Annotated in this window: 13 protein-coding genes; 5 read left to right on the forward strand and 8 right to left on the reverse strand. The window is 60.2% G+C overall.

Annotated features, from left to right (window positions below; translation table 11 throughout):
* Positions 1–112: 112 nt before the first annotated feature.
* From tauC to KW848_RS10865, 6 genes are all read right to left on the reverse strand, one after another.
* On the reverse strand, positions 113–946 hold the full coding sequence (tauC, locus tag KW848_RS10840) for a taurine ABC transporter permease TauC (protein ID WP_218536808.1): 834 nt from the start codon (positions 944–946) through the stop codon (positions 113–115).
* Positions 943–1,737 (reverse strand): taurine ABC transporter ATP-binding subunit, encoded by a 795-nt coding sequence (gene tauB, locus KW848_RS10845; protein WP_218536809.1) that lies wholly within the window; start codon positions 1,735–1,737, stop codon positions 943–945. Before tauB ends, tauC begins: the two co-directional genes overlap by 4 nt.
* A 15-nt stretch (positions 1,738–1,752) precedes the next feature.
* A complete protein-coding gene (gene tauA / locus KW848_RS10850) occupies positions 1,753–2,730 on the reverse strand; it encodes a taurine ABC transporter substrate-binding protein (protein ID WP_008149275.1) in 978 nt (325 codons plus the stop codon).
* Positions 2,731–2,975: 245 nt separating this feature from the next.
* The gene (gshA, locus tag KW848_RS10855; protein WP_218536810.1) at positions 2,976–4,559 is read right to left on the reverse strand and encodes a glutamate--cysteine ligase; all 1,584 of its coding nucleotides are present in this window, start codon (positions 4,557–4,559) and stop codon (positions 2,976–2,978) included.
* Between the two features lie 255 nt (positions 4,560–4,814).
* Positions 4,815–5,198, reverse strand: coding sequence for a PaaI family thioesterase (locus KW848_RS10860; RefSeq protein ID WP_007903088.1), 384 nt, complete (start codon positions 5,196–5,198; stop codon positions 4,815–4,817).
* On the reverse strand, positions 5,198–7,522 hold the full coding sequence (locus KW848_RS10865; RefSeq protein WP_218536811.1) for a Tex family protein: 2,325 nt from the start codon (positions 7,520–7,522) through the stop codon (positions 5,198–5,200). The genes KW848_RS10860 and KW848_RS10865 overlap by 1 nt, the downstream gene beginning before the upstream one ends.
* 361 nt (positions 7,523–7,883) lie before the next feature.
* Here KW848_RS10865 and ompR point away from each other — a divergent pair, with 361 nt between their 5' ends.
* Entirely contained in the window at positions 7,884–8,624 is a 741-nt protein-coding gene (gene ompR, locus KW848_RS10870; RefSeq protein WP_218536812.1) for a two-component system response regulator OmpR, read from the forward strand.
* A gap of 115 nt (positions 8,625–8,739) precedes the next feature.
* Positions 8,740–10,053, forward strand: a complete 1,314-nt coding sequence (locus tag KW848_RS10875; RefSeq protein ID WP_111449478.1) for an ATP-binding protein — start codon at positions 8,740–8,742, stop codon at positions 10,051–10,053.
* A 155-nt stretch (positions 10,054–10,208) separates the two neighbouring features.
* On the opposite strand, the gene rimK is transcribed toward KW848_RS10875, so the two are convergent.
* Together rimK and KW848_RS10885 are read right to left on the reverse strand one after the other, a co-directional pair.
* Entirely contained in the window at positions 10,209–11,114 is a 906-nt protein-coding gene (rimK, locus tag KW848_RS10880) for a 30S ribosomal protein S6--L-glutamate ligase (RefSeq protein WP_008149287.1), read from the reverse strand.
* A complete protein-coding gene (locus KW848_RS10885; RefSeq protein ID WP_191623570.1) occupies positions 11,111–11,572 on the reverse strand; it encodes an ATP-dependent zinc protease in 462 nt (153 codons plus the stop codon). Before KW848_RS10885 ends, rimK begins: the two co-directional genes overlap by 4 nt.
* Before the next feature lie 234 nt (positions 11,573–11,806).
* Here KW848_RS10885 and KW848_RS10890 point away from each other — a divergent pair, with 234 nt between their 5' ends.
* The 3 genes from KW848_RS10890 (at position 11,807) to KW848_RS10900 (ending at position 15,331) form a co-directional block, all read left to right on the forward strand.
* Positions 11,807–12,214 (forward strand): RNA-binding S4 domain-containing protein, encoded by a 408-nt coding sequence (locus tag KW848_RS10890; RefSeq protein ID WP_008149291.1) that lies wholly within the window; start codon positions 11,807–11,809, stop codon positions 12,212–12,214.
* 490 nt (positions 12,215–12,704) lie between these two features.
* A complete protein-coding gene (gene hslO, locus KW848_RS10895; protein ID WP_008149293.1) occupies positions 12,705–13,607 on the forward strand; it encodes an Hsp33 family molecular chaperone HslO in 903 nt (300 codons plus the stop codon).
* A gap of 182 nt (positions 13,608–13,789) precedes the next feature.
* Positions 13,790–15,331: a phosphoenolpyruvate carboxykinase gene (locus tag KW848_RS10900; RefSeq protein WP_111449477.1), complete on the forward strand. Its 1,542-nt coding sequence runs from the start codon at positions 13,790–13,792 to the stop codon at positions 15,329–15,331.
* Positions 15,332–15,449: the final 118 nt, after the last annotated feature.

Here is a 15,449-nt window from a genome sequence, read left to right on the forward strand (position 1 = left end):
CTGTGGGAGCGGGCTTGCTCGCGAATGCGGTGTTTCAGTCGAAGCAGTGTTGCCTGACACGCCGCCTTCGCGAGCAAGTCGAATCGTCGCACCGCCGCTCCCACAGGGTTACTCAGTGTGTCTGGCCATGCCACGGCACCAGTTTGCGTTGCAAGGCGCGCAAGCCCATTTCCATGGCGAAGGCGATCAGCGCGATCACCAGAATCCCCAGCACCACCACATCGGTGACCAGGAACTGCGCGGCCGACTGCACCATGAAACCCAAACCACTGGTGGCGGCGATCAATTCGGCGGCGACCAGCGTCGACCAACCCACACCCAAGCCAATGCGCACACCGGTCAAGATATCCGGCAGCGCACTCGGCAGAATCACATGACGAATCAACTGCGCCCGGGTCGCCCCCAACGATTGCGCGGCGCGCAATTTGGCCGGGTCGACGGTACGCACGCCGGTCGCCGTAGCGATGGCGATCGGGGCAAAGATCGCCAGGTAGATCAGCAAGACTTTCGACAGCTCACCGATGCCGCACCAGATCACGATCAGCGGCAGATAAGCCAGCGGGGGAATAGGGCGGTAGAACTCGATCAGCGGATCGAGAATGCCGCGAGCAATGCGGTTGTGGCCGATGGCGATTCCAACGGGTACGGCGGTCAGCACCGCGAAGCCCAGGCCCAGACCGATTCGGCTGAGGCTCGCGCCAAGGTGCTGCCACAACGTTGAATCCATGTAGCCGGTGGTCACCAGCAGCCAGCCTTTTTGCAGCACCGCGGACGGGGGCGGCAGGAACAGCGGTTCGATCATTCCAGTGGCGGTGACGGCCCACCAAATGGCAACGAGAACGACCAGTGTCAGCACGCTGATCCAGCGCGTGTTCAAACTGCGACGCAGCGGGATTACCGTCGAGCCCGGTTTCACCGTCGCGGCGGGAATTTCATAGGTGCTCATGCGCGCTCCTGCCGCTGGGCGGCGCTGCGTTGGGAGAACACTTTGGCGAGCACGTGTTCGCGGGTTTCGATAAAGCGCGGGTCTGACTTGATCGAACGAGCCGACTCCCCGGCGGCGTAACGCTGACCGAAATCCAGGCTCAGGCGCTCAACGATTTGCCCAGGGTTCGGCGCCAGCAGAATCAGGTCCGTGGCGAGAAACACCGCTTCTTCGATGTCGTGAGTAATCAGAAATACCGGTTTTGCGGTGCGCTGCCAGACTTGCAGCAGCAACTCCTGCATCTGTTCACGGGTGAAGGCGTCGAGGGCGCCGAAGGGTTCGTCCATCAGCAACACCCGCGGATCAGCCGCCAGGGCGCGGGCCAGGCCGACACGTTGCTTCTGCCCGCCTGAAAGCTGCCAGATCCGACGGTTTTCGAAACCGGAAAGGTCCACCAACGCAAGCATTTCCCGAGCACGGATTTCGCGTTTGTCTCGGGAAATGCCGGCTAGTTCCAGACCAAAACCTACGTTGGCCAGCACGTCCTGCCAGGGCAGCAGAGCATCGTCCTGAAACACCACGCCGCGTTCGGCGCTCGGGCCTTTGACCGGCACGCCATCGAGGGTGATGCGCCCGGCGCTGGGCTCGACGAAACCGGCAATCAGGTTCAACAGCGAGGTCTTGCCACTGCCGGACGGGCCGAGGGCGACCAGCAATTGCTGGGGCCCAAGACTCAGGGAAATATCCGCCAGTACCGGTTCGGGGCTACCTGGGTACTGTGCGCTGATGCGCTCCAGCTGAAGCAAAGCCATCGCAATTAACTCCGATCAGTTGGTGATGTATTTGGCGCTGACGTACGGGGCGTAGTCCGGCAGCACGGCTTCAACCTTGCCTTGTTCTTTCAGGAACGCGGCGGTGTCGGTGATGGCCTTGGTGGTCGGCGCGCCGAGGGTGATCACCTGATCAGCCGCCAGCGGGAAGACGTTGCCTTGCAGCAGCAATGGAATGTCGCTGGCCTTGGCGCCGGAGAGTTTCACCAGCTTGTCGACGTTGGATTGATTGGCGAGCCAGGCTTTTGGATCTTTGCGGTAGTCGGCGTAGGCATCGAGGGTCACTTTGGCGAACGCGGTGACGATTTCCGGGTGCTTCTCGGCGAAGTCTTTACGCACGATCCATGCATCGAAGGTCGGCGCGCCGAACTTGGCCAGTTCGCCAGAGGTGATCAGCACTTTGCCGTTTTCCTTGGCAACTCCGAGGGCTGGGTCCCACACGTAGGTGGCGTCGATGTCACCGCGTTTCCACGCGGCAATAATGGCTGGCGGGGCAAGGTTGAGGACGGTGACTTTCGAGGGGTCGATGTTCCAGTGCTTCAGCGCGGCCAACAGGCTGTAGTGGCCGGTGGAAACGAACGGCACGGCGATTTTCTTGCCGATCAGGTCTTGTGGGGTTTTGATCCCGGAACCGTCGCGGGCAACCAGGGCTTCAGCGGCGCCGATCTGCGTGGCGATGAGGAAGGTTTCTACCGGGACTTTGCGGGTGATTGCCGCCGTCAGGGGGCTGGAACCGAGGTAACCGATCTGTACGTCGCCGGAAGCGATGGCGGCGATGATGTCGGCGCCGTTGTCGAATTTGCGCCAGTCGATCTTGGCGTTGGTGGCTTTCTCGTACGCGCCGTCGGCCTGGGCGACTTTCGCCGGGTCTACGGTGGTCTGGTAGGCGACGGTGACGTCAGCCGCCTGGGCAAAGAAACTCACTGCAGCCAGAGACGCGGCCGCCAGCAGGCGAAGGGGGAAAGTCAGTTTCATTGAGAAGCTCCTTTTCAGACGACCGAGAGTCGGCGTGAAAAGGAGACTAAATGATCTAAGAATCCGAAAGTAAATAACTTTTTCGAATGAGCTTATGAGCGGAAAATTCTAAGAGAGAGTAGTAGATCGTTATCCATGTGGGAGCGGGCTTGCTCGCGAAGGCGGCGTGTCAGTCAACATTGATGTCGGCTGATACGCCGCCTTCGCGAGCAAGCCCGCTCCCACAGGAGATCTGCGTATGCAGGTTAGTTACTGATCGCCAGAATGCTCGCCTGATACGACCCGACAAACACATCGAAATCGCCGACTTCGTTCTGCTCCAGCTCCACTTGCTCGGCCAGCGACGAACGCGCCCGGTCTTCAAATTTCGCCTGATCTTCGCTTGAAAGCGGTTCACTGCGGAAAAACTCCGCATGCGCCTGGCTCTGACGCAGGGAGAACTGAGCAAAGCTCTCTTTGTGCTCAGCCATCGTCGCCAGCACCTGGGCCGATGGTGTCAGCGATGGATCCCTGACCTTGGCCAGTTGCGCATCCAGCGCCTTGCTATGCGCATCGCCGCCATGACTCTGATCCAGCATCGCCGCCAGGGGTGCAATCTTCTCCAGCAACTCGCTGGCCCACTCTTTCAGGTCCACCGGATGACCGTCACGTTGCAGTTGCAGGCCCGGACGGCGACCTTCCTTGACCACGCTGAGGAAGTTCGAGGTCGCGTTGCCACACGAGGTATTGGTCAGCAGCGGGCTGTCGTTCAGCGCGCAATACAGCAGGAATGCGTCGAGGAACCGCGACTCCGGCAGATCGATGCCCATTGGCAGGAACGGGTTGATGTCCAGGCAACGCACTTCGACGTACTGAATGCCGCGAGCCACCAGTGCCTGGATCGGCCGCTCGCCGGTGTAGGTCACGCGTTTCGGGCGGATGTTGGAGTAGTACTCGTTTTCGATCTGCAGGATGTTGGTGTTGAGCTGAACCCACTCACCGTCCTGATGCGTGCCGATTTCGACGTACGGCGCGTACGGCGTGGCGACCGCTTTGCGCAGGCTGTCGGTGTAGCTGGCCAGATCGTTGTAGCAAGGCGTCAAACCGGCCTGGGCGTTGCTCTGGTAACCCAGGTCACTCATGCGCAGGCTGGTGGCGTACGGCAGGTACAAGGTGTCCGGGTCCAGTTGTTCCAGCTGGTGCGAACGACCGCGCAGGAAACCGGCGTCCAGCGCAGGCGAGGCACCGAAGAGGTACATCAGCAGCCAGCTGTAGCGGCGGAAGTTGCGGATCAGCGCGATGTAGGCCGACGACTGATAGTCGCGGTCGGTGCCGACAAAACCTTCAGCCTCTTTAAGCAGCGGCCAGAGCTTTTCCGGCAGGGAAAAGTTGTAGTGAATCCCGGCGATGCACTGCATGGTCTTGCCGTAGCGCAGGGCCAGGCCCTTGCGGTAGACGTACTTGAGCTGACCGATGTTGGAGGTGCCGTAATAGGCAATCGGGATGTCTTCCTCGGCCGGCAACGGGCACGGCATCGATGGACTCCACAGGTACTCGTTGCCGAGCTTGCTGTAGGCAAAACGGTGGATCTTGTCCAGGCTCGCCAGCGTATCCGCCGGGTCGGGCAGGGCGGGCGTGATGAACTCCAGCAGCGACTCGGAATAGTCGGTGGTGATTTGTTCGTTGGTCAGCGCGGAACCCAATGCTTCCGGGTGCGGCGTTTGCGCCAGGCGACCTTCGCCGGTCACGCGCAGGCATTCACGTTCGATGCCGTGAAGGCACTGTTCGAGCAGAGAGAGGTTAGCGCGCTCGCCGAGCAGAGCCAGGCGGCGGTTGAGAAGTTCGCTCAAGTTGGATTCCTTCACGCGTCAGTCGCCCCAATATGGGGGTGGGCAAGACGGTCTACAAGGGTGAAGTTGAAACTGGCGTTTTCGCCTGGTTTTGGAACGCCACAATCCCTGTGGGAGCGGGCTTGCTCGCGAAGAGGGTGTGTCAGCCAGCACTTAAGTCTCTGGCACACCGCCTTCGCGAGCAAGCCCGCTCCCACAGGAAATCCCGGCGCAGGATTCATTGCGCCGAAATTAACTCAAATCGATGGCATTCATCTACAGGACAGCGAACGTGCCTTGTGCTTTTGCGACGAGTTTGTCGCCTTGCATCACGTCAGCTTCGACCACCAGCGTGCGGCGGCCCGGGTGGATCACCCGCGCCGTGCACATCACTTCACCGTCTGCGACGGCGCGAATGTAGTTGATCTTGCACTCGATGGTCGCGCTCTGCTGGTCAAAACCATGGGTACTGGAACAGGCCAGCCCCATGGCAATGTCCACCAGACTGAACAAGGCCCCGCCGTGCAGCTTGCCGCCGCGATTGCGCAGCTCTGGCGCAAGCCCGAGGGCGACTTGCGCCACCCCGGTCTCCAGACTGTGCAAGCGACACCCCAGCAACTTGAAAAAAGCGCTTTCGGTCAGCCCGGCCGGGATCTCCATCAGCGTTTCTTCAACTGCTTGGCGTTGGCGAACAGCGAAGCCATGGCGTTGTTGGTCGGGGCCGCCGCCGTGGTTTCTTTACGCGGTGCGGTGTTCTGGGACTGGCGTGGCGCCGAACCCGGACGTGCACCACGGGCACCGTCGATTTTCTCGCCCGGCGTGTCGCTCATGCGCATCGACAGACCCACGCGTTTGCGCGGGATATCGACTTCCATGACCTTCACTTTCACCACGTCACCGGCCTTCACCGCTTCACGCGGATCCTTGATGAACTTCTCCGAAAGCGCAGAGATATGCACCAAACCGTCCTGATGCACGCCGATGTCGACGAAAGCACCGAAGTTGGTCACGTTGGTCACCACGCCTTCGAGGATCATCCCCAGCTCCAGATCCTTGAGGTCTTCGACGCCTTCCTGGAACTCGGCGGTCTTGAACTCGGGACGCGGATCGCGGCCAGGTTTTTCCAGCTCTTGCAGAATGTCGGTGACCGTTGGCAGACCGAAGGTTTCGTCGGTGTACTTTTTCGGATCAAGACGCTTGAGGAAGCTGGCGTCGCCGATCAGCGAGCGAATATCGCGGTCGGTCTCAGCAGCAATGCGCTGGACCAGCGGATAGGCTTCCGGGTGAACCGCGGACGAATCCAGCGGGTTGTCACCGTTCATGACGCGCAGGAAGCCAGCGGCCTGTTCGAAGGTTTTCTCGCCCAGACGCGCGACTTTCTTCAACGCCGCACGGGTTTTGAACGCGCCGTGTTCGTCGCGGTGGCTGACGATGTTTTGCGCCAACGTTGCGTTGAGGCCGGAAATACGGGCCAGCAGCGCCACGGAAGCGGTGTTCACGTCGACGCCCACGGCGTTTACGCAGTCTTCGACCACGGCGTCCAGGCCGCGTGCCAGTTTCAGCTGCGACACGTCGTGCTGGTACTGGCCGACGCCGATGGATTTCGGATCGATCTTCACCAACTCAGCCAGTGGATCCTGCAAGCGACGGGCAATCGACACCGCGCCACGGATCGACACGTCGAGGTCCGGGAATTCCTTGGAAGCCAGTTCCGACGCCGAGTAAACCGATGCGCCGGCCTCGGAGACCATGACTTTGGTCATCTTCATGGCTGGGTATTTTTTGATCAGCTCAGCGGCCAGCTTGTCGGTTTCGCGGCTGGCAGTGCCGTTGCCGATGGCGATCAGGTCCACGGCATGCTTGGCGCACAGGGCCGCCAGAATCGCGATGGTCTGGTCCCATTTGTTGTGCGGTACGTGCGGGTAAACCGTGGCGTGATCCAGCAGCTTGCCGGTGGAATCGACCACAGCCACCTTGCAACCGGTGCGCAGACCCGGGTCGAGGCCCAATGTGGCACGCGGACCCGCCGGCGCCGACAGCAGCAAGTCGTGCAGGTTATGGGCGAACACATTGATTGCTTCGGTTTCTGCGCCGTCGCGCAGCTCGCCCAGCAGGTCGGTTTCGAGGTGGGTGTAGAGCTTGACCTTCCAGGTCCAGCGCACCACTTCGCCCAGCCATTTGTCGGCGGCGCGGTTCTGGTTCTGGATGCCGAATTGCTGGCCGATCATGCCTTCGCATGGGTGCATGGCGCCCGGCAGTTCGTCGCCGACTTTCAGCGCCGAACTCAGAATACCTTCGTTACGGCCACGGAAAATCGCCAGCGCGCGGTGCGACGGCATGCTTTTGAGCGGTTCATCGTGTTCGAAGTAGTCGCGGAACTTGGAGCCTTCCTCTTCTTTGCCGGCGATGACGCGGGCGCTGAGGGTGGCTTCCTGCTTGAGGTAGCTGCGCAGCTTGTCCAGCAGGCCGGCGTCTTCGGCGAAGCGTTCCATCAGGATGTACTTGGCGCCTTCGAGGGCCGCCTTCACATCGGCCACGCCTTTTTCGGCATCGACGAAGCGCGCGGCTTCAGCGTCTGGCGTCAGGGTCGGGTCGTTGAACAGGCCGTCGGCCAGCTCGCCGAGGCCGGCTTCCAGGGCGATCTGGCCCTTGGTGCGGCGCTTCTGCTTGTACGGCAGGTACAAGTCTTCGAGGCGGGTTTTGGTGTCGGCGAGCTTGATGTCGCGTTCAAGTTGCGGGGTCAGCTTGCCTTGTTCCTGGATGCTGGCAAGGATACTGATGCGCCGTTCGTCGAGTTCTCGCAGGTAGCGCAGACGCTCTTCCAGATGACGCAACTGGATGTCATCGAGGCTGCCGGTCACTTCTTTCCGGTAGCGGGCGATGAAGGGAACGGTAGAGCCTTCATCGAGTAGCGCGACGGCCGCTTCGACCTGTTGTGGGCGTACGCCGAGTTCCTCGGCGATGCGGCTGTTGATGCTGTCCATAAAACCACCTGACAAATTGTGAAAGCAGGCTCGCAGGCGCAGAGATAGGGGCTCGGCGAGTCTGGTTGAGCGGCCTGGCCTGCGCCGCTACCTGGATCAACAGGTATCCCGTTGACCCGTGAAATCGAACAATTACTGCCTGTGCCGTGAAAATAAAAAACGGCCACCTACAGTAATGATCAGACGTTGCCTGACACAAAAGGCCGCGCATTATAACCAGCGTTCTGTCATTCGGGGGCATCGCAGGCTGTAGGCATAAAGGCCGGATTTCTGGCGATCAAGGAAAAATCTGCTAACAATGCACACGGTGCGTATAACGGCAGCTACGCCATAATGCGCGCCGAGATCAAAGGAGCATCTAATGAGCAGCACTGCAAACATTGCTGAAGGCGAAAAAATTCTTATTGTTGATGACGATCCTGGGCTGAGCAGCCTGCTGGAACGTTTTTTCGTCGGCAAGGGCTACCGCGCCCGCGCCGTACCGAACACGGAACAAATGGATCGCCTGCTGGCGCGTGAAGTGTTCAACCTGGTCGTCCTCGACCTGATGCTGCCCGGCGAAGACGGCTTGACCGCTTGCCGCCGCCTGCGCACCGCGAACAACCAGATTCCAATCATCATGCTGACCGCCAAGGGCGATGAGCTGAGCCGCATCAAGGGCCTGGAACTGGGCGCCGACGATTACCTGGCCAAGCCGTTCAACCCGGACGAGCTGATGGCTCGCGTCAAAGCGGTCCTGCGCCGCCAGTTGGCTCCGGTACCGGGCGCACCGGGCAGCGAAGACGAAAGCGTGACCTTCGGTGACTACGAACTGTCCCTGGCGACCCGCGAGCTCAAACGCGGCGACGAAGTGCACATGCTCACCACCGGTGAGTTTGCGGTACTCAAGGCGTTGGTCATGAACGCCCGTCAGCCACTGACCCGCGACAAGTTGATGAATCTGGCCCGTGGCCGCGAGTGGGACGCCCTGGAGCGCTCCATCGACGTACAGATTTCCCGTCTGCGCCGGATGATCGAGCCCGATCCGTCCAAACCGCGTTACATCCAGACTGTCTGGGGCGTGGGTTACGTGTTCGTTCCGGATGGCGCCGCCACCAAGTGATCGGCGATTTGTAGGAGCGGGTCTTGCGGGCAACGGGTCAGATGACTGTGCTCGCAGACTCGCGATCCGCAATATGCGAGCATCGCTCGCTCCTGCAAGTGTGTAGCGGTTATCCATGAAAACCCCCGTTTGGTTCCCCCAGAGTTTCTTCTCCCGCACCCTTTGGCTGGTGCTTATTGTCGTGCTGTTCTCCAAGGCGCTGACCCTGGTTTATCTGTTGATGAACGAAGACGTGCTGGTGGATCGCCAATACAGCCACGGCGTCGCCCTGACGCTACGCGCCTATTGGGCGGCCGATGAAGAAAACCGCACGAAGATTGCCGATGCCGCGACCCTGATCCGGGTAGTGGGTGCTGGCGTGCCGGAAGGTGAGCAACACTGGCCTTACAGCGAGATCTATCAGCGGCAGATGCAGGCGGAGCTGGGTGCCGACACTGAAGTCCGATTGCGTATGCACTCGCCGCCGGCCCTGTGGGTTCGGGCGCCAAGCCTGGGTGATGGCTGGTTGAAAGTGCCGCTCTACCCGCATCCATTGCGCGGCCAGAAAATCTGGAACGTACTCGGCTGGTTCCTCGCTATCGGTCTGCTGTCCACTGCCTCGGCGTGGATCTTCGTCAGCCAGCTCAATCAACCCTTGAAACGTCTGGTCTATGCCGCTAGGCAACTCGGCCAGGGCCGCAGTGTGCGCCTGCCGATCAGCGACACGCCGAGTGAAATGACCGAGGTTTACCGCGCCTTCAACCAGATGGCGGAAGACGTCGAACAGGCCGGCCGCGAGCGCGAACTGATGCTCGCCGGGGTGTCCCACGACTTGCGCACGCCACTGACCCGTTTGCGGTTGTCTCTGGAGCTGATGGGCGACCACAGCGACCTGACCGACGACATGGTGCGCGACATCGAAGACATGGACGCGATTCTCGACCAGTTCCTGGCGTTCATTCGCGATGGACGTGACGAGTCGGTGGAAGAGGTGGACCTGAGCGATCTGGTGCGCGAAGTCGCGGCGCCGTACAACCAGAACGAAGAGAAAGTACGCCTGCGCCTGGAGCCGATTCAGCCGTTTCCATTGCGTCGGGTATCGATGAAGCGGCTGCTGAACAACCTGATTGGCAACGCCTTGCATCACGCGGGCAGCGGGGTTGAGGTGGCGGCTTATGTGTCCGGGGACACCAGCGCGCCGTATGTGGTGCTGAGTGTCATGGACCGTGGGGCGGGGATTGATCCGTCGGAGCTGGAGGCGATTTTCAACCCGTTTACTCGGGGTGATCAAGCTCGGGGCGGGAAGGGGACCGGGTTGGGCTTGGCGATCGTGAAGCGGATTGCTTCGATGCATGGCGGGAATGTTGAGCTGCGCAATCGGTCCGGTGGCGGGCTGGAAGCGCGGGTGCGGTTGCCGCTTGGGTTGATGTTGCCGCGGGATGCCGTCTAAACGCCGGTATCTTCGGTGTTGCTGATGGCCCCTTCGCGGGCAAGCCCGCTCCCACAGTGGTTATGTGTTGACCAGACTTTTGCGGCCAACCAATAACCCTGTGGGAGCGGGCTTGCTCGCGAAGGCGGCCTCCCGGCCGCCATAAATTTCAGGGTTTAACCCTTCCCTTTGGTGCGCGTCATATTCGGCCCACCATTCTTCTCCAGATGCTCAATGATGATCCCCGCCACGTTCTTGCTGGTGGTGGTTTCAATCCCTTCAAGCCCAGGCGACGAGTTCACTTCCATCACCAACGGCCCGTGGTTGGAACGCAGGATATCCACACCCGCCACCGCCAGCCCCATGACCTTTGCCGCGCGCAACGCCGTCATTCGTTCTTCCGGTGTGATCTTGATCAGGCTGGCACTGCCGCCGCGATGCAGGTTGGAGCGAAACTCCCCCGGCTTGGCCTGGCGTTTCATTGCCGCGATCACCTTGTCGCCCACCACGAAGCAGCGAATGTCCGCCCCGCCGGCCTCCTTGATGTACTCCTGAACCATGATGTTCTGCTTCAGGCCCATGAACGCCTCGATCACCGACTCCGCCGCCGTCGCCGTTTCACACAGCACCACGCCGATGCCCTGGGTGCCTTCCAGCACCTTGATCACCAGTGGCGCACCGTTGACCATCTCGATCAAGTCGGGAATGTCATCCGGGGAGTGGGCAAACCCGGTGACCGGCAAACCAATCCCTCGGCGTGACAGCAATTGCAGGGACCGCAGTTTGTCTCGCGAGCGGGCGATGGCCACCGATTCATTGAGTGGAAAAACGCCCATCATTTCGAACTGACGCAACACCGCGCAGCCATAAAACGTCACCGACGCGCCGATCCGCGGGATCACCGCATCGAAACCCTCCAGCGGCTTGCCGCGGTAGTGGATCTGCGGCTTGTGGCTGGCGATGTTCATGTAGGCGCGCAGGGTGTCGATCACCACCATTTCATGGCCACGCTCGGTACCGGCTTCGACCAGACGACGAGTGGAATACAGACGCGGGTTCCGCGACAGCACAGCGATCTTCATGCAACACCTGTGGAGGAGGTAGATACCGGGAACACCGGCTTGTCTTGTACGTACTTAATGCCCGGATTGACCACCAATTGGCCGTCGATCAAGGCTTTGGAACCGAGTAACAGGCGATAACGCATGGACTTGCGGCAGGCGAGGGTGAATTCGACCCGCCAGACCCGATCACCGAGGGCCAGGGTGGTGCTGACCACGTAACGCATCTGCGCGTGGCCGTTGGAGCTTTTGATGGTTTTCATCGTCACCAGGAGTGCTTCGCAGCGCCGGTGACGCAGTTGCACCACCGTGCCCAAGTGAGCAGTAAAGCGCACCCACTGTTCCCCGTCGCGCTCGAACGGTTCGATATCGGTGGCATGCAGGCTGGAGGTGCTGGCGCCGGTGTCGATTTTTGCGCGCAGGCCCGCGACTCCCAAATCCGGGAGCGCTACCCACTCGCGCAGACCGACAACGGTCAAATGGTCAAATGTCTTCAAAGGTGCTCAACCGGTAGAAACCGCTCAGGCCGCACGCGGCCGAATTCGCGGTATTCACGCAGAATAATGGGTAAAAGGCGACAGATATCTACGGCCCGGATTTCCAGCCCTCAAGGGAGGCGCTGGAACGTGTGCATTGTAATCCGAGCCGGCGTAATTCATGGCACGACAGAAACGGTAGTACAGTTCAGCAATATTTCAGAATGAGGAAATTCCATGGCACAAAAAAGCGAAGAGGACGACAAAGTCCGTCTCGATAAATGGTTGTGGGCCGCGCGTTTTTATAAAACACGTGCCTTGGCCAAGGCGGCGATTGAAAGCGGCAAGGTGCATTGCCGGGGCGAGCGCTGCAAACCGGGCAAGGAACCGAGGATCGGCGACGAGTTTCAGATTCGTACAGGGTTCGAGGAGCGCACGGTGGTGGTTCAGGCGCTGTCGATCGTACGCCGTGGCGCACCAGAGGCGCAGGCGCTCTACGCCGAAACCGACGCCAGCATCGCCAAGCGCGAGGCGGCTGCGGCCATGCGTAAGGCCGGTGCGCTGGGCGTGAGCACTGATGGCAAACCGAGCAAGAAACAGCGACGGGATTTGTTCAAGTTTCGTGGAAGCAGTAACGACGAGTAAGTCAGTTAGCGCTGTGTTGCCTGTGAGGCAGCCTTCGCGAGCAAGCCCGCTCCCACACGAGACAGCATTCCAATGTGGGAGCGGGCTTGCTCGCGAACGAGTGCGCAGCACTCGCCTGGCCAGCGAATTTGGCGAATAACATGCGGATAAAAAGCAGCCCCAACCACCACATCGAAGCCACAGACTTGCAATTGGCCAAACATGTAGCCATATCGGGTCATTCGCCGGCAGCGCGTTGGATGGGTAAAAGTGCCACTCGTCGAAAACCACCCACAGCTTCTGACCCGTAAGCCATAACCAGAAAGCCAGCAGCGCCAGAGGCAAGAAACTGCATAAGCGCCCGGCATGCGTTCCACCTTGCTTGGAACAAACCCGGATTGTTCATAAAATGCCCCTCACGGCTGAACATCGCGCACCCGAATGGTGCCGCAGAGGCGCAATTTCTCGCTGTTTGAAATCATTTTTGTCATTACTTCAGATACCCAGACCTATGACCGATTTACCGGATACCGACTACACCCAACGCTTCATCTTCGATGACAGCGACACCCGCGGCGAGCTGGTTGCGTTGGAGCGTAGCTACGCCGAAGTCCTCGCTAAACACCCATACCCGGAGCCGGTTGCACAACTGCTTGGCGAGCTGATGGCGGCGGCGTCGTTGTTGGTCGGCACCTTGAAGTTCGATGGCTTGCTGATTCTCCAGGCCCGTTCCGAAGGCCCGATCCCGCTGCTGATGATCGAGTGCTCCAGCGAGCGCGAAATCCGTGGCCTGGCCCGATACGAAGCCGACCAGATCGCCCCCGACGCGACCCTCGCCGACCTGATGCCCAACGGCGTATTGGCGCTGACCGTCGACCCGACCCAGGGCCAGCGTTACCAGGGCATCGTCGACCTCGATGGCGAAACCCTGTCGGAGTGCTTCACTAATTACTTCGTGATGTCGCAACAAGTCGGTACGCGTTTCTGGTTGTACGCCGATGGTCGTCGCGCCCGTGGCCTGTTGCTGCAGCAACTGCCTGCTGATCGCTTGAAAGACGAAGAAGAACGCGCCGCCAGCTGGCAGCACATCACCGCGTTGGGCAGCACCCTGACCGCCGATGAATTGCTGAGCCTGGACAACGAAACCATCCTCCATCGTCTCTACCACGAAGAGCAGGTTCGTCTGTTCGATGTGCAGAAACTGCGCTTCCGTTGCAGCTGCTCGCGCGAACGTTCTGCCAATGCGCTTGTCAGTTTGGGTCTGGAAGATGCCCAGTCGCTCGTGATCGAACATGGCGGCAATATCGAGATTGACTGTCAGTTTTGCAACGAGCGCTACCTGTTCGACGCTGCCGATATCGCTCAATTATTCGCCGGGGCGGGTGTTGATACGCCGTCAGATACCCGTCACTAAAACGGTTCAGCGCAGGTAAATTCACTGGTTTGTGCCGGAATAACGCCGTTCTGACGGGAGGGCCCTACTATTTTTGGGCTTTTCTGGCATAATCCGGCCCACTTTTTGTCGCGGTAGTAGTGCACGACTTTCTACTACAAAACGTTTGGAGCACACTCGGCCACTGGCCGACGGGGAATCTCATGACGCAAGCCAATAACGCCGTGTACACCGATCTGAGTGTTGATGATCTGGTAAAAGAAGCTCTGAGTCGCGGTGAGGGCGAGCTTGCCGATACCGGCGCGCTGGTTGTTCGCACCGGTCACCGCACCGGCCGCTCGCCAGTCGATCGTTTCATCGTTGACGAGCCGTCCACTTCGGCTTCCATCGCTTGGGGCCCGATCAACCGCAAGTTCCCGGCCGACAAGTTCGATGCCCTGTGGGACCGCGTTGAAGCGTTCAACAACGCACAAGAGCATTTCGTTTCCCACGTGCATGTAGGTGCGTCCGAAGACCACTACCTGGCCGTGAAGATGACCACCCAGACTGCCTGGCAGAACCTGTTTGGCCGTTGCCTGTTCATCAACCCGCAAAAGTACAACCCGGCTGGCCGTGATGAGTGGCAAGTGCTCAACGTTGCCAACTTCGAGTGCGTGCCAGAGCGTGACGGCACCAACTCCGACGGTTGCGTGATCCTCAACTTCGCTCAGAAGAAAGTGCTGATCGCCGGCATGCGTTACGCCGGTGAAATGAAGAAAGCCATGTTCTCGGTGCAGAACTACCTGCTGCCGGCTGCCGACGTACTGCCAATGCACTGCGCCGCCAACATCGGCGAAGCGGGCGACGTGACCCTGTTCTTCGGTCTGTCCGGCACCGGCAAGACCACCCTGTCGGCCGATGAAAGCCGTTACCTGATCGGTGACGACGAGCACGGCTGGGGTGAAGGCGTTGTCTTCAACATCGAAGGCGGCTGCTACGCCAAGTGCATCGACCTGTCCGAGAAGAACGAGCCGGTCATCTGGAAAGCCATCAAGCACGGCGCAGTCCTGGAAAACGTCGTTATTGACGACGCCAAGCACGCCGACTACGCCGATGTCAGCCTGACCCAGAACAGCCGCGCCGCCTACCCGCTGGAGCACGTTGCCAAGCGCTCCGAGAAAAACCTCGGTGGCGAGCCAAACGCTGTGATCTTCCTGACCTGCGACCTGACCGGCGTACTGCCGCCAGTGTCGATCCTCAGCGAAGAACAAGCGGCCTACCACTTCCTGTCCGGCTACACCGCACTGGTGGGCTCGACCGAAATGGGTTCCGGCAGCGGTATCAAATCGACCTTCTCCACCTGCTTCGGCGCACCGTTCTTCCCGCGTCCGGCTGGCGAATACGCAGAACTGCTGATCAAACGCATCCGCGGCTTCGGCTCCAAGGTCTACCTGGTCAACACCGGCTGGACCGGCGGCGGCTACGGCGTCGGCAAACGCTTCAACATCCCGACCACTCGCGGCGTGATCGCAGCGATCCAGAGCGGCGCGTTGATCGGTGTTGAAACCGAACACCTCGACACCATCAACCTCGACGTGCCGTTGGCCGTACCGGGCGTTGAGACTGGCCTGTTGAACCCACGTAACACCTGGGCTGACAAGGCTGCTTACGATGAAGCGGCTAAAGCACTGGCTGGGTTGTTTGTTGAGAACTTCAAGAAGTTTGAAGTGAGCGACGCGATCAAGGCTGCTGGGCCTAAGCTGTAAGGCTTGGATTTAGCGAATGAAAAAGCCGCCCTTCGGGGCGGCTTTTTTGTGGGCGCTCGGTTTAACCGTCAAACGCACAACTACCAATATTCCATCTGAATTGTCGTTAAACGACCAG

This window comes from Pseudomonas sp. PDM25, assembly GCF_019219045.1.
In the GTDB taxonomy this organism is placed as follows: Bacteria; Pseudomonadota; Gammaproteobacteria; order Pseudomonadales; family Pseudomonadaceae; genus Aquipseudomonas.

Excerpts from the sequence above, each read along its gene's own strand:
- tauB (WP_218536809.1), bottom strand. The coding sequence starts at position 1,737 with ATGGCTTTGCTTCAGCTGGAGCGCATCAGCGCACAGTACCCAGGTAGC.
- tauA (WP_008149275.1), bottom strand. The coding sequence starts at position 2,730 with ATGAAACTGACTTTCCCCCTTCGCCTGCTGGCGGCCGCGTCTCTGGCT.
- KW848_RS10865 (WP_218536811.1), bottom strand. The coding sequence starts at position 7,522 with ATGGACAGCATCAACAGCCGCATCGCCGAGGAACTCGGCGTACGCCCA.
- KW848_RS10890 (WP_008149291.1), top strand. The coding sequence starts at position 11,807 with ATGGCACAAAAAAGCGAAGAGGACGACAAAGTCCGTCTCGATAAATGG.
- rimK (WP_008149287.1), bottom strand. The coding sequence starts at position 11,114 with ATGAAGATCGCTGTGCTGTCGCGGAACCCGCGTCTGTATTCCACTCGT.
- hslO (WP_008149293.1), top strand. The coding sequence starts at position 12,705 with ATGACCGATTTACCGGATACCGACTACACCCAACGCTTCATCTTCGAT.
- KW848_RS10875 (WP_111449478.1), top strand. The coding sequence starts at position 8,740 with ATGAAAACCCCCGTTTGGTTCCCCCAGAGTTTCTTCTCCCGCACCCTT.
- KW848_RS10900 (WP_111449477.1), top strand. The coding sequence starts at position 13,790 with ATGACGCAAGCCAATAACGCCGTGTACACCGATCTGAGTGTTGATGAT.
- ompR (WP_218536812.1), top strand. The coding sequence starts at position 7,884 with ATGAGCAGCACTGCAAACATTGCTGAAGGCGAAAAAATTCTTATTGTT.
- KW848_RS10860 (WP_007903088.1), bottom strand. The coding sequence starts at position 5,198 with ATGGAGATCCCGGCCGGGCTGACCGAAAGCGCTTTTTTCAAGTTGCTG.
- tauC (WP_218536808.1), bottom strand. The coding sequence starts at position 946 with ATGAGCACCTATGAAATTCCCGCCGCGACGGTGAAACCGGGCTCGACG.